Annotated in this window: 9 protein-coding genes; 7 read left to right on the top strand and 2 right to left on the bottom strand. The window is 42.3% G+C overall.

The window, feature by feature from the left end; genetic code table 11:
• The first annotated feature begins 587 nt into the window (after positions 1–587).
• Genes IPP86_07905 through xseB form a run of 3 tightly spaced genes read left to right on the top strand, consistent with a single transcriptional unit; the run spans position 588 to position 3,447 of the window.
• Complete coding sequence (locus tag IPP86_07905; protein ID MBL0138438.1) at positions 588–1,787, top strand: hypothetical protein; 1,200 nt, start codon at positions 588–590, stop codon at positions 1,785–1,787.
• Between the two features lie 15 nt (positions 1,788–1,802).
• Entirely contained in the window at positions 1,803–3,254 is a 1,452-nt protein-coding gene (gene xseA, locus IPP86_07900; protein ID MBL0138437.1) for an exodeoxyribonuclease VII large subunit, read from the top strand.
• On the top strand, positions 3,232–3,447 hold the full coding sequence (gene xseB, locus IPP86_07895) for an exodeoxyribonuclease VII small subunit (protein MBL0138436.1): 216 nt from the start codon (positions 3,232–3,234) through the stop codon (positions 3,445–3,447). The genes xseA and xseB overlap by 23 nt, the downstream gene beginning before the upstream one ends.
• A gap of 374 nt (positions 3,448–3,821) precedes the next feature.
• Here the strand turns inward: xseB and creD are convergent, their stop codons facing one another.
• The gene (gene creD / locus IPP86_07890; protein ID MBL0138435.1) at positions 3,822–5,186 is read right to left on the bottom strand and encodes a cell envelope integrity protein CreD; all 1,365 of its coding nucleotides are present in this window, start codon (positions 5,184–5,186) and stop codon (positions 3,822–3,824) included.
• 303 nt (positions 5,187–5,489) lie between these two features.
• Between creD and IPP86_07885 the strand changes: the two genes are divergently transcribed.
• The 4 genes from IPP86_07885 (at position 5,490) to IPP86_07870 (ending at position 11,510) form a co-directional block, all read left to right on the top strand.
• Positions 5,490–8,318: a PKD domain-containing protein gene (locus IPP86_07885; protein MBL0138434.1), complete on the top strand. Its 2,829-nt coding sequence runs from the start codon at positions 5,490–5,492 to the stop codon at positions 8,316–8,318.
• Between the two features lie 26 nt (positions 8,319–8,344).
• Positions 8,345–8,965, top strand: a complete 621-nt coding sequence (locus IPP86_07880) for a sigma-70 family RNA polymerase sigma factor (protein ID MBL0138433.1) — start codon at positions 8,345–8,347, stop codon at positions 8,963–8,965.
• Positions 8,962–10,473 carry a hypothetical protein gene (locus tag IPP86_07875; GenBank protein MBL0138432.1) on the top strand — a complete coding sequence of 504 codons (1,512 nt, stop codon included), beginning with the start codon at positions 8,962–8,964 and terminating at the stop codon, positions 10,471–10,473. Before IPP86_07880 ends, IPP86_07875 begins: the two co-directional genes overlap by 4 nt.
• Before the next feature lie 206 nt (positions 10,474–10,679).
• Positions 10,680–11,510: a T9SS type A sorting domain-containing protein gene (locus tag IPP86_07870; protein MBL0138431.1), complete on the top strand. Its 831-nt coding sequence runs from the start codon at positions 10,680–10,682 to the stop codon at positions 11,508–11,510.
• 12 nt (positions 11,511–11,522) lie between these two features.
• Here IPP86_07870 and IPP86_07865 read toward each other — a convergent pair whose 3' ends face one another.
• On the bottom strand, positions 11,523–14,087 hold the full coding sequence (locus tag IPP86_07865) for a T9SS type A sorting domain-containing protein (protein ID MBL0138430.1): 2,565 nt from the start codon (positions 14,085–14,087) through the stop codon (positions 11,523–11,525).
• Positions 14,088–14,162: the final 75 nt, after the last annotated feature.

Below are 14,162 nucleotides of genomic sequence, written 5' to 3'. Positions count from 1 at the left end.
TGAGTTTTTCACATAGCACCGGTTCTTAATTTAAACAACGCGAGTTGTGATAACGCCTGTTCAATTGAAGGCAATAAAAAAGCGGCCCACCCCTGAGCCGCTTTGCCTTTGAAAATATGATGTACTGTTTTTTATCTTATCGCAAGACCGAGAATCCAGGAGAAGGCAACTGCCGCGATGAAGAATTTAAGAAGTGATTCTTTGCTGAGCATGATTTAGGATTTTGAAATCTTATTACGGGAACTGTAAGGTTTGGTTACAAATTTACTCGGATGCAAGATCTTAGCCGCCCCCTTTTGACCAAGCTTACAAGAAGCAATCTAGGTTTTTTTATTCATTTTGCAAATTTTATTGTGTTTCCAGTTTCAATATAGCCCGGGAAATTGGAGATAATCTGGAGGATAGAAACAAATTAGGCAAAGCCTTGCCGGAGAATTTTTTAATATTATTTCTGTAACCTGTGGGTTTCTCTGCTAAATGTGTTATTTCAATAACGTAGAATTTGGCTTGTCATTCCATAAAAAATACCGTAATTTGAAGAAGCATTCTATTGCGGAAGCCTGCCTGTACAACAAGGGTACGGTAGGATGATCTTCACGACGGATCGCCAGGATTTTAACAGTTCAGCTTTAATTCAGACACCAAAATCAAGTATGATTAGTTACGACCAGTTCAAGCAACGTCTCGCGACCATTCGTCGTGCGGAGACAAAAGGGGGTGGAGGCAGTTACAGGAACATCCGGATTTCGGGAGAATATATGTTGCTTGACAGAGAAAGTTCAGGTAACCAGGAAAGAATCAGTCTTCGTGAATTGTATGAACTCTACAGACAGAATGAAGCTATTGACACAAAAATCGCGGGAAAATTCATTTCCGGTCGTGTATTTTCTCCTGCTGTCGCAGTATTGATTTCAGCCGGATTATTTGATGCGAAAGGAAAGAAAATAGAGAAAATTGAAAAGGTGGAAACTACGGCAACGGTACCTCCACCACCTATGCCGGTACGTGATGATGATGAATTGGAAGACAGCAACGATGAAGGGCGCTTTTTCCAGGCATTGCGACAGGTGATTGGCAAAGAAGAATTGTATGCAAAATCACTGGGCAAACATTTGCAGGCAGGATTCCTCACACTTCCACGTCAAATTGAATTCGCAGACCTCACTCCCGCATTGAGTGAAATGATGAAACAGATCAATAGTGTATTGATGAAAGATGGCGATGCAGGAAAGGGGACGCTTGTAGCAAGACTGGATGGATTTGTTTACAAACATCCTGTGTTGGGGACGCGCATTGTTGAATTCGACGAGGAACAACATTTTACTCCTGCAAGAAAAGAGACTTTGAAATTGTTGCAAGGACATGTTCAATCTGTTTACATCAAAGACTATCTTGAACTTTGCGATAATCTGGATTATTTCAACCAGTCAGTACTTCCCAAACATCGCGTTCGCCTGACTCTCGAGCAACTGCCAGAATCATTCGCTGCATTTCAAAAACTGCTGGTGGACGAAGGCGTTAAGGAAATGGGATTCGTTGCCCGTAAGGCCGGCTTTTTATTTTTAGGTGGAAGGGTTGCTCAACGCGCCTATTATGACACACTTCGTGACATCGCGCATTTACTACCGAACAATCGCCGTTTGCTTGAGCCCATCCGTATTTCTAAATATGAAATCGAAAAGATCACAGGGAAAAAGATGGAATCATCTTCTATCAACATTCTTGCAGACGCGATTCGAAAGGTACTTGAGGAAAAATACGCGTTCGTAGAGCAACCTGAATTTTAAAGGAATTGCACCAGCATGCTTTTGCCGATGCCTGAAATTATACCGCTGAAATTATCAGACCTATCCCGAAAGGTCTCTCAGGCGATAAAGCAGAATTTTGGTGAAGAATTTTTTTGGGTAGTTGCCGAAATTTCAGGACATAAGTTTTATCCCAACCAGGATCGTCATTATTTCGAATTTGTCGAAAAGCTGGAAGGTTCTTCTATTGAAACGGCCAAGCTGAAAGGGATCGCATGGACTCAGGGTGCACAGGCGATCAGGCTTTTTGAGACTGAAACCGGGCAGACTTTTACCAATGGCCTTCAGATTCTTGCAAAGGTAAAACTGGATTATCACATCATCTTCGGTTTGCAGTTGATTTTGCACGATATCGATCCGTCTTTTACACTTGGCAATCTGGAAAAGCAAAGAAGACAAACACTGCTCAGGCTTGTTCAGGAAAATCCGGATTTTATTCGATTGGAAGATGGAGAATATCTTACTCTTAACAAAGAACTTTCATTTCATTCAGCGATACAGCACATCGCGCTGATTGCATCTCCCAACTCTGAAGGATACACAGATTTTATTCATACACTCAGGAACAATCAGCACGGCTATACATTTGATGTAGATAATTTTTACAGCTCGGTTCAGGGTGCTGAAGCGGAAAGAGAATTAATACAAACACTGATTTCTATATTTAATACCCAAAAAGCCTATGACGCGGTTGTGCTGATTCGGGGAGGTGGCGCAAAAACTGATTTCCTTGTTTTTGATACTTACAATCTTAGCAGAGCTGTTGCCAAATTTCCGATTCCTGTCATCACAGGTCTCGGGCATCATAAAGATGTGAGTATTGTTGACCTCATGGCGCATACCAATACGAAAACCCCTACCAAGTCGGCAGAATTTATCATCTCCCACAACCGCAGGTTTGAAGAAGGAATTCTGGATTTCAGACAGAGAATCATTTTTAAATCACAGCAATTGATAGCTGCTCGTCAGCAAATGGTGAGCGCGTTGAATTCAAAACTCAGTGATCGGGCAAAAAATCTTCTCTCTGTACACAAAGAGCAATTGCATTTATACAGGCAAACGGTTGTAGACGAGACCAAAAATATTTTGTATTCAAAACACAGGGACCTGGATCAGGAACTGAATCGTTTTAGCACCCGCCCCTGGATGATTGCCTCTAACTGCAAAAACGACCTGACACACATGAGTGAACGATTGCAAAGTTTCACTGGTCGGTTTTTAGAACAACAGGCAAATGAAATAGAACATTATGTTTCACTGATCCGCATATTAAGTCCATCCAGTATCTTGCAACGCGGATTTGCTATCGTTAAATCTGAAGGGAGAATAGTGAAAGACGCCGGCACAATTCATCCGGGGAGTGAAATTACAGTGACCATGGCGGATGCAGAAATGCTTTCCACAGTAACCAAAAAATCAAAACCGAATGGAGACCCCTTTAACATATGAGTCGGCATACAGTGAGCTCAGGAAAATTGCTTCGGAAATAGAAGAAGAATCAGTGAGTGTGGATGCCTTAGCAGAAAAAGTCAAACGTGCATCAGAACTTATTCAATTCTGTCAGTCAAGATTGCGGGCTACCGAACAAGAGGTGAACAAAATCCTGAAACAAATGGAAATGAAAAAAGGAGCCGGAGAGTAGATCCATGGAAGGGAAGTACAAATTGAACCGGTTTTTTTGCCGACAAAATTAAAGGGTTCACCTATTTTTCTTTGAATCCGGGATGGATATCATTTGGATAATGCAAATTCTGTGTAATTTGTACCATCCTTTTAAGTTTGAGGAAAGGAATTAGAAATACACAATTAATACTGCGATTCAATGAACAATTCGGGGGGGTCAGAATTTGTACGTACAGTTATCGGTATAGCCATTTTTTTACTGGTGCTGTTTAACGTACTGGTTTTGCTTGGATAATTCGTCCGCAACAACCAACAATTTTACGATACATGGGTTTTTTCAGGAATCCATCCGGGGTCACTTACCCCTTATTTCACCGGTAAAACAATTGCTTTTCAATCCTGGTCCCTGTACCAATTTACACTTCTTGTGAGAATCATGATGGTCGCAAGGATGATGAACAATCCGATACTTCCCAGTAACAAAGCGTAATCTTCCAGCTGCAGGAGTGAAAAGAAAAATCCGTACAACAACATGAGCAGGACGGAAAAAATTCCTGTGAGTTTGTTGTTTTTGAAAATATGTTTTGCGTAGAAGGTGATTAGGGAAAGAATCAGCAAACAGGAGAGGAGGTAGGCCAGGTTGAAAGACAAGTGTTCCGAAATCGACAGCAATAAAACATAGAATAGACACACTGCAAACCCTACCAGTAAATATTGTATCGGATGAATCCTTCGTTTGTTGATGACTTCTACGAAGAAGAAGGTCAGGAAAGTGATGATCACAAACATGAGGCAGTATTTAACAGACCGCATTGTTTTCAGGTATTCGTCAACGGGCAAGAGTAATCGCACACCAAAAGAACCGGAATCATTTTGTCCTGAAATTGTATAGTTATCATCCTGCATTTCGGATAAATTGCCGATGAAATTCCCTGTTCCCTGCTGAGGATAATTTCTGTTGAGTTGAAGCACTTTCCACTGCGCATTAAATCCATTGTTACGTACAGAATGAGTATCCGGAAGGAAAGACCCTTCAAAACTCGGATTGCCCCAATTGGAATTAATCGCAACAGTTGTCACTTTACCAAATGGCAGAAATGAAAGCCCTGAGCTGCCATTCAGGTTTACCTTGAAATCAAAATCAAATGCTTTCAAAGAGGAGAGAGGATAATGGAAACTAAGTCCGGATGAAAATAAATCGTGGGTAGGAATGCCCGGACCAAAAGTGAAAGTTGAATCGTTGAGGCGACAAACAATGTCATCATTTATACCTCTTAAGTCTGAAATACCAACGGAAATAAAAGCTTCATCAAGCAAGCAATTGGCTTCAGTCAGTCCGGCAGCTTTGATGTCCGGAATTCCAAACTTTCCCTTTACTTCCAATTGGGTATTGTATAAAACCACTACATAAATTCCCCGATGACGTTGTTCGGGATTCACATCTCCGGAAACACTCAGTTCATCGGGCAGAAAATGAGCATACCGTTTTTCACGTACTATAGTTCCCTTTTCATCCTTTACATCTACCAGGTAAGGAATGCTTAAAACAGGTCCGCCCAGTGTTTGCCGGTTTCCCCATTTAGAACTCACTTCCTGAATCGCCTCATTTCTCACATCCTGCCGTTCCCGGATAAGAGAAGTCAGCATCGAAGTCGGAATCAGCAGGATCAATATCAGAACCCCGATCGATAATAATTTGAGGGTAATGGATCTTTTGATCCATTCATTGATGCGGTCAAAAAGTGAGTTTTTTTCCATGATAGCAGAATTAACTGACGAATTCGGATATTATTTTAACATTTAGGATAATTTAACCTTCCCTTTTGCTCTCATGAGAGGTACTCAGCTTTGCCTGATTGACAAGGATTTGAAAGGTTGAAGTAATTATTAATTATCATATTTTTGAAATCATTTCCACTAATAGTAAATGACAATATAAAGCTCGTGTTTTTAGTAATTGATATTAAACGGGGGCACAAAATTATATAAAGAAATTCCCTTCGCTGTAAACCAAACAGGCATAAGCGACGTGTTACTAAGAAAGACCAAAACCAGGACTCCATGAAAAAAGTATTACTTCTTCTCTTCTTTGCCTTTTTTGCATTAGGCTCGAAATCTCAAAACTGTAATTTCTTTTATACGCAAGTGCCGGGAGCAACTGCAACGCAGTTTAACCCTTACACTACATTTCCAATGCCTCAGTTTACTCTTTTGTGGGATTTTGGGGATGGAACAACTTCTACTGATCCGGCACCCCTTCATATATACAATGGTACCGGACCGTTTAATGCTTGTTTATATGTTTCTGATTCAAGTGGGATTGTTTGCAGTTCATGCACCACTGTTGTGATGAACAATAGTTCTTGTCTAATTTCATATGTAGTGGATTCAACCACGAACCAGGTGACATTTGTAACAAACACACAAGGATCTAATATTTCAACCTGGGATTTTGGTGATGGTAGTCCAACTGCAACAGGTTCAACAGTGACGCACACTTATGGTTCCACTGGATTGTTCACCGTTTGTGTTTCAGAAAATGATTCTGCAACGGGAACCTTGCTCTGCAGTTATTGTTTGCAGATTACGATTAATCCGACTTCCAGTCCTTGCAGTTTCACCTCCACTGCAAATTCCCCGGGGCAACCGAACCTTGTTACATTTTTGGCTTCAGCATCCAGTGCGGTTTCATACAGCTGGGATTACGGAGATGGTATCATAGGTACGGGCGGACCTTCCAATACACATACTTATGCTCAAGCGGGAATGTATCAGGTTTGTCTGACAACAGTTGATTTTTTAGGAACCACTTGTTCTTATTGCTCTTTCGTCAATATCATTCCAAATACAAATAACTGTTTTTGGACCGCGACTCCCGGAACATCACTCTCTGTTCAATTTAACGGACTCCCGGCTTATCCGGGATCTGCAGTTACCTGGGATTTTGGAGATGGAACTGTAGCGGCCGGTAATCCTGTTTGGCATACATATTCACTTCCCGGAACATACACAGTTTGTATGTCAGAATTGAATTCAACCGGAAATCCAATTTGTTCCTATTGTGATGTAGTGACCGTAAGCGGAAACGGCAGTTGCGCCTATACATATTCGATTGATTCGGTAAATGCATTCAATTTAACCTTCAGCGCAGTACCGGGTAACGCATCATCAAGCATTGAATGGGATTTTGGAGATAACACTACCGGTTTCGGTAACAATGCTGTTCATGTTTACTTAACTGCAGGAGTCTACAATGTTTGTATGACCGAAAGAGATTCCGCGAACAATATCGTTTGTCAATATTGCAATCAAATTTCTGTTACCGGAGCAATCGGAAACAACTGTACATTCTTATATACACCTGATCCGATGAATCAGGGTATGATTAATTTCATTGCCAATCCGGGATCTCCGGCAAGTCTTATAACATGGTCATTTGGGGACGGCTCTGCCGGATCCGGTACTAACCCTTCACACACTTATGTTACTCCCGGCGCATATACCGTTTGTATGAATGAAGTAGACGCTTTCGGAACGGTACTTTGCACGTATTGCCAGGTGATTCCGGTAACAGGAGGAGCAACGTGTTCTTTCAGTGCAATAGTGGATTCTCTGCAGTCGAACCTTGCGTATTTTAATTTCAATACCAACTCTTCCAATAGCCTTGTCAACTGGGACTTCGGCGATGGCAGTGCAGGAATGGGTGCAAGTACATCACATATTTATCCTTTACCGGGAGTTTATAATGTATGTGTAACTGAGATCAATCAGTCTACCGGTGTTACACTGTGTTATACCTGCCAGGTTCTTTCAATCAATTTTGTTCCTTCTTGTTCATTCACAGCGATTCCTGATCCGGCAAATCCAAATGCACTTACTTTAACAGCGAACGTCGGTGCAGGCAACATAGCTTCATGGGATTTTGGCGATGGTTCAGTGGGAACAGGTTCTCCGATCCAGCATGTGTATGCTCAGCCCGGAATATATCATATCTGTTTGTATGAAGTAGATACATTGCCATTGACTACGCTTTGTATTTCCTGCATGGACATTACAGTTGGCAATGTATTCCCTACCTGCAATGCTAATTTTGTGACCACTGCACTCGGACTGACCGGCTATTTCATTGATCTTTCTGTTGGAACAAGTCCTTCAACGTCCTACACATGGTCATTTGGAGATGGTACATCTTCATCCAGCCGATTCCCTCAACATGTCTATGCTGCTCCGGGAACATACAATGTATGTCTTGATATTGCCGACAATTCCTGCACGGATCAATTCTGTTCAACAATTGTTGTAGACACCGCGATTTCTACACCGGGTGCTTGTCAGGCGTATTTTGTTTCGCTTCAACTCGCACCGTATCAGGTTGCCATTGTGAATCTGAGTAATGGACTGAATCTGAATTTTGCATGGGACTTTGGCGATGGTACCACTTCGAACTTACCATACCCGTCACATTTCTACAATTCTTTCGGAACCTACAATGTATGTCTGACAGTATCTGACAACAGTGGTTGTACCAGTACTTATTGCGATACACTTTCAGTAGATTCTCTTGGTAACATCTTCCGTGGCATGAATGGATTTACGGTGAATGTACTTTCTCCGGCTCAGCTTACAGGAGTATCCGAATCACCTGAATCTACTCCATTCGTTGCTTACCCGAACCCTGTGCTTGAAGAATTGACCATTGCTTTACCGGCAACTGTTACCGGAAATATAAGTTACCGCATCTTTACAGTTCAGGGTGCTGAAGTGAGCCACGGCAATCTCACAAAAGGAATCGCGAAACTTTCCGCGAACATGTGGGAAGCCGGAATTTACCTCCTTGAAGTAACAACCGAGGCCGGTTACAAGAGCTATCGCCAGATCATCAAGCAATAAAGCAAACCGACGATTTTCACATCAGGATGAGGGAGAAGTCCCTCATCCTTTTCCCTTTCTCCATGAAGCCGTCTCCCGAATTATTGGAACGTTGCTGTACAGATGACAGGAAAGCGCATTACGAACTTTATACAGTTTGTTTTAGTTTTCTGATGTCGGTATGCAGACGGTATTATGTGAATAAGGAAGACATGCAATCGGCCCTGAACCAGGTCTATGTGAAAATGATCCGAAACATGCGCAGCTACATCAAGAAACAGGACACAGTACCTTTCGAATTGTGGATGCGAAAAATTGCGATTAACCATGTTGTGGATGAATTCAGGAAAAATAAAAAATTCCGGGAGCAAATAGACCTCCGTGACATTCATGAAAGCGAAGAGCTTCATCCATCAACACAGCCCCATCTTGAAGCGGAACAACTGGAACAAATTCGTGATGCGATCGGGCAGTTGTCAGAAATGAACCGGGCTGTATTTAACTTGTTTGTTGTCGACGGTTACGGTCATGATGAGATCGCGGAGATGCTAAAAATTTCGACAGGAACATCAAAGGCACATTTGCACAGGGCAAAAAAAAGACTGAGAGAACTGCTGGAGAATGAAAAGAAAAAAAATCAGTTCATCGATAATACCATATTCCAATGAAAGAGGAGCATGATGAAAACATGTTCGGCCCGGAGGATTCCTGGCCCGGAGCAAAGCAGGAGCTTGATCGTCATTTCAGAACAAAGCGATTCGTTTTTTGGATGACATCACTTTCCATTGCCGGAATTCTTATTCTCGGCACATGGTTCTTGAGCAGGAACAACAATACTTCACAGACTGTTGAAAAATCAACATCCACAGAATCCGCTCAACCTACCGTTTCCTCCCGAACACAAACAGAAATTACGTCTGATGTCGACGTCGCACCAAGAGTTCAGACTTCCGGTACTTCCGAAGATTCAAAAACAGCTAATCATTCTTCATCTCCTTCTTCAAATAATTTTTCTCAAACAAATAGCAATGGATCTAATTCAGTAAAAAATCACGAATCTCCGGTTCAACAAAAATCGAAATTGCAGTCAGAAGAAGGTCCGGTTACTCTTGTTTCCTCTGAACTGAAGGCACAGCCAGTCATTCATTCAACAGAAAGTAAGTTCAATGCCGGTGAGCCCCAAGAAATCACAACCGATATTTCCGTATCTGAAAACTCAAAAACTTCATTGCTGGGTCAGGATCCCGGAAACATGATGACTTTTCAGGAACAGGCAAAAACTTCTCCTCTTGCATTGATTGTACCACTTGCCGGTAAACCTTTGGTAACAAATGCTACCAGTTTAATGATTGTATCCAATCAGGGATCCATTCTCCCTGAACCAAAATCATCCACACATGTGGAATGGTCGGCGAACATTTATGGTGGTGCGCATTATTTGTGGAAAGACATCCACAATGCTCCGGTGAAATGGATGAACAGAAGAAACGAAGAAGAAAAAAACATTGTTCTTCCTTCGATGGGCGCTTCACTGGCCGCTGCTATCAAATCATTTTCATTTTCAATTGGTGTTGAATATTCAACTTGGGGTGAAAAAGCGGATTATTCTCCCCGGAGCTGGCAGGAAGAAATTCAGCAGCGAGGCAACTGGCAAACCTATTTGTATTCTGCCGTCGATACTGATACAGCTTATTTTTCCGGTAACCAGTATTTTCTCCAAAATACTGTTCAAAGGATGGACAGTAATTACATCACAATTGTAGATACTCTGTATGGAGAGAAATACGATGCAAGCATTGTCGCCGCGAATGGCATTAACCGGTATTGGTATGTTGAAGTTCCTGTTGAATTAAGCTATAAGCATTCATTTGGGAAATTGGGACTTGGTGCTTCTGCAGGCATTTCGCCGGCATGGCTGGTTTCTAAAAAAGGAAATTATCTGAAGCAGAATATGGAAGGTGTTGAAACTATTCAGTCTGCCGGAGCCACGAATGCGATGATCGTGAATGGTCGCCTTAGTCTTGATGTTTATTATGCCATTCTTCCACGGTTGAATATTGTCCTAAGACCTCAGGTGAAAGGAAATTTGCAATCGGTGTTCTCCTCTGATTCGGGTTTTGAACAAAAGTATAAGGGTGCCGGAATTTTATTCGGCATCAATTATAAGTTGAATTAAGTTGAATTAAGTTGATTGTTTGTTGATTAATTTCCCCCTAGTGCGTAAAGGCCGGACCCCCATATCCGGCTTTTGCTTTTTACCAGGGTGGAGTTGCTTACGTATTCCAATGATTCTCTTGTAAAAAACACACAAGTGTATGGACTGAACCCAGCTTCTGCTTTCATTTGACTGCTTTTTAATAAATTCGTCAGACACGATTTGCCATGAAAAAAATTCTGCTTTTTTGTTTTGCACTTCTCGTTCAATCAGCATTTGCTCAAACGAACGAAACCTTCCATGATTTCAATGCCGTAACCATCCGCGGGGATTCAATTTCATTATCCGATTTTGCCGGTAAAAAATTATTGGTGGTGAATACAGCATCCTATTGCGGCTTTACTCCACAGTATGCCGACCTCGAAGCGTTATACCAACAATATGGTGGTCCGACTTTCGAAATTATTGGTTTCCCGTGTAATGATTTCGGTGGACAAGAGCCCGGCACAAATGGTTCAATTGATACGTTTTGTACCGGAAACTATAACATCAGTTTTCAAATGATGTCACGCATATCTATTGCCGCGCCTGACACTGCTGAAGTTTATAAGTGGTTACAAAATGCTTCCCGCAATGGTATTGCTGATGCGCCTGTAGCATGGAATTTTAATAAATACCTGATTGATGAAGCCGGCCATTGGATCGCATACTATCCTTCTGCGGTGAACCCTTTGGATCCGTTGATTGTGAATTGGGTTTTGTCTCCCAACACAACCAATGTGGACAAAGCAGAAAATAATCAATCTCTAAAATTGGTATCCAATCCTGTAAAAGGGAGAGCTGAAATTGAATTTCTCTCTGGTTCAGAAACCAATATTTCTATCGAGCTATTCAGTATTGACGGAGTCAGTGTTTTTTCTTTACCTGTACAAAAAATTCAGAAGCAGCAACACCTGATTATTCCCGTGGATCAGCTGCCTGACGGGATTTACTTTTTGAAAGTAAAGAATTCAGAACGTGTACAACAAATCCTCCGACTTGTTGTTGTGAATAATTGATAATAGCCGCTTTTAAAAATATATCTTTCGGGTGATCGCGTTTTGACTATTGCTGACAGTGATGTAATAAATCCCGGAATTGAGGGCGCTTCCATCCAGTTGCAATAAACTCATTCCTTTGCTCGACGCATGTGATCCGCTATAGATTATTTTACCGTTTGCGTCGTTCAGCTGATAAGTAACAATTTCATCCCTTCCATTATTTATGTAAATACGAAGTGATTGTTCTTTGGAGTCCGAAACGATATTCGCGACTTCAAAATTGTTTTTACCGGATTGAAAAGGGACCAGTTCCGAGTATTCAAAATGACCGTCGTAATCTGTTTGTTTTAACCTGTAGTAGGAAACACCTGAAAACGCATGTTCATCAGTATACCTGTACGTTATTGTTTGTGTTGAATTTCCTGCTCCTTTTACACGGACGGCTTCTTCGAAATTCATACCATCATGACTTCGTTCCAGGGTGAAATAATCATTGTTAGTTTCCGTAGCTGTTACCCATTCCAATCCGCAACCTTTTTCAACGGGATGGGCAGTGAATGATAATAATTCTATCGGCAAAGGTGATCCGATAGTGATTGGAATAGTTGTTATTTGTCCATCCGGATTCGTGATGGTGATCGTATATGTTCCCCAGGGTACTCCGGTTGTATTAATATCGATGGAAATCTGTGTGGGACTTGTGAACGTGACACTATTCACTACAATTCCTCCTGTTGCGCTTGCGGTCAGATGATTTAAAAATCCGGGACCACTTGCATCCGCGCCCGGATCAAAGAATCCTGTGTTATTAGGTGTTGAAGTTGCCGTGACTGAGAGAGCTATCGCAGAGGCATTTCCTACGACAGGAAGAGGAGTGAGTGAAGCTGTTGGAGGAGGCGCAGGAGCTATAAGTTGCACTACACGCATTCCCCAGGAATTTGTCGCGTCACAATATTCCTGGAAAGTCCACATGGTCATGTTATCGTTAGGATCCACTACCGTTTGAGAGTAATCACCCCAACGTTGTCCATCGACAGCCTGTACATTATATGCTGTACTGCTTGCTGTCGCAAGTTGATAGGTTTGTAAAGTGCCTGCGACATCCGAAGAATATCGGCCGGCAATGGCTACATCTGCACGAGCGGCAGCACCGGCCGTACTGCTGCCAAGAACCATGTGTCCCTGGCCACTAACAGCAATTGAACTGTTCCAGAAACCCCGTGGATTTGATGCGGCATTGTCGAATAAAGTTCCGGATTGTAACAATACAGGTGTTGCAGTATTCAAACTTCCGATTTGATACCATCGTGAAGCGTTCCTGTCCATGGTACCTGAGGCGACACCGCTACTGTTGACTTTTGAATTGTGGGATGTGACAAGCGTTGTGACTCCGGTGATTTTATTTTTCATCACATGCGCCGCGAATAAACGATCGTCCAACCCATCCAGTCTCCTGTTTGCTGCTGCACCTTGATGCAGCTGTCGTACGGGAGCATTATTGGCAGGGATAGTAATTGCAGTGAGGTTCGTAAGCGTTGGAGTGCCTCCGGGAGTATTCACTCTGATAATATTTATTTTTCCATAAACACCGGCATCTGTTCCGATAAAATAACCTTCAGTTGCAGCCGGATCATCGTTATCTACTCCCTGGGGAACATAAATTCCGGAAGCTATTCCTCCGGCAGTACGGAATGCTGTTGCGGCAATCGGCCCGGCGCCTAAAACTGAATTTTTATTCACTACGAAAACGGGGCAGCCATCGAAAGTAGATGGATTAAAACGCACTCCGCCTATGTACAGGGCATTCTTATCTAACCCGAAAGTTGGGTAATCCAGAAACTTGCCATTGTCTCCCGCCGGAGCAACCAGATTAAATTGAAAATAGAAGAATGTAAATGAGGATGAACCTGTAATTGTAGGACCATCACTCACAGCAATGACCACTCTGTTGTTTGTACTGGCCACATTGATTGCGACAACGAACCAGCGTTGAGACAATCGGTCATAACGCACATGTGGATCACTAACCGTTGAAGCGTTTCGCACAGTGCTGAAGAATGCATCCATGGTCATATTCAATCCGCCGAGTACACCTGATTTACTGTACACACGGATACGACCATTCGCTACAGTCAGAATTTGTGTCGGGCCTACCGCTCCATTACAATCCGGTGGTATGTAGCCGGAAACATTGGATGCTGCGGCAAGAAAACTCGTTCCAATTGTTTGTGTGGCGGTGATGCTGTTACCATTACCAACACCATTTCTTTCCTGAGATTGATTGATAGATGAATAAGAGGAAACGAGTGGTGATTCCGGATTATCCTGTTTTCGAATCTCAGTTTCATGTTCCCGCATTTTCTTTAAGCGGATGACCTGATCAGGATTTTCAGTTGACATCAACTGTTCAACTGTTTGACGTACGCCCATTGCACCTGTCCAAAGCCCCCCTTGCACAATACTTTGTGCATGCAATGGTTGCCATACATTACAGATTACAAAAACAAACAAGGAAAAAATCGCCTTTGAAAAAAATTGGCAATGCACATTTTCCAGCCTGTCAGCTTTGCTTTTTTGTTCTGGTCCGATAAACATAATCTACTGTTTTTAAACGTATTAGATATCAAAGGGGATTTACGGGGGAGAATGGACATTCGTGTAAAATCCCTA

The sequence above is a fragment of the Bacteroidota bacterium genome (genome assembly GCA_016720935.1).
Taxonomy (GTDB): domain Bacteria; phylum Bacteroidota; class Bacteroidia; order AKYH767-A; family 2013-40CM-41-45; genus JADKJP01.
This window is presented reverse-complemented; position numbering and strand designations above follow the sequence as displayed.

What these genes read in the sequence shown, in the direction of transcription:
- IPP86_07905 (MBL0138438.1), top strand. Translation starts at nt 588, where the DNA reads ATGATCTTCACGACGGATCGCCAGGATTTTAACAGTTCAGCTTTAATT.
- xseA (MBL0138437.1), top strand. Translation starts at nt 1,803, where the DNA reads ATGCTTTTGCCGATGCCTGAAATTATACCGCTGAAATTATCAGACCTA.
- xseB (MBL0138436.1), top strand. Translation starts at nt 3,232, where the DNA reads ATGGAGACCCCTTTAACATATGAGTCGGCATACAGTGAGCTCAGGAAA.
- creD (MBL0138435.1), bottom strand. Translation starts at nt 5,186, where the DNA reads ATGGAAAAAAACTCACTTTTTGACCGCATCAATGAATGGATCAAAAGA.
- IPP86_07885 (MBL0138434.1), top strand. Translation starts at nt 5,490, where the DNA reads ATGAAAAAAGTATTACTTCTTCTCTTCTTTGCCTTTTTTGCATTAGGC.
- IPP86_07880 (MBL0138433.1), top strand. Translation starts at nt 8,345, where the DNA reads ATGAGGGAGAAGTCCCTCATCCTTTTCCCTTTCTCCATGAAGCCGTCT.
- IPP86_07875 (MBL0138432.1), top strand. Translation starts at nt 8,962, where the DNA reads ATGAAAGAGGAGCATGATGAAAACATGTTCGGCCCGGAGGATTCCTGG.
- IPP86_07870 (MBL0138431.1), top strand. Translation starts at nt 10,680, where the DNA reads ATGAAAAAAATTCTGCTTTTTTGTTTTGCACTTCTCGTTCAATCAGCA.
- IPP86_07865 (MBL0138430.1), bottom strand. Translation starts at nt 14,087, where the DNA reads ATGTTTATCGGACCAGAACAAAAAAGCAAAGCTGACAGGCTGGAAAAT.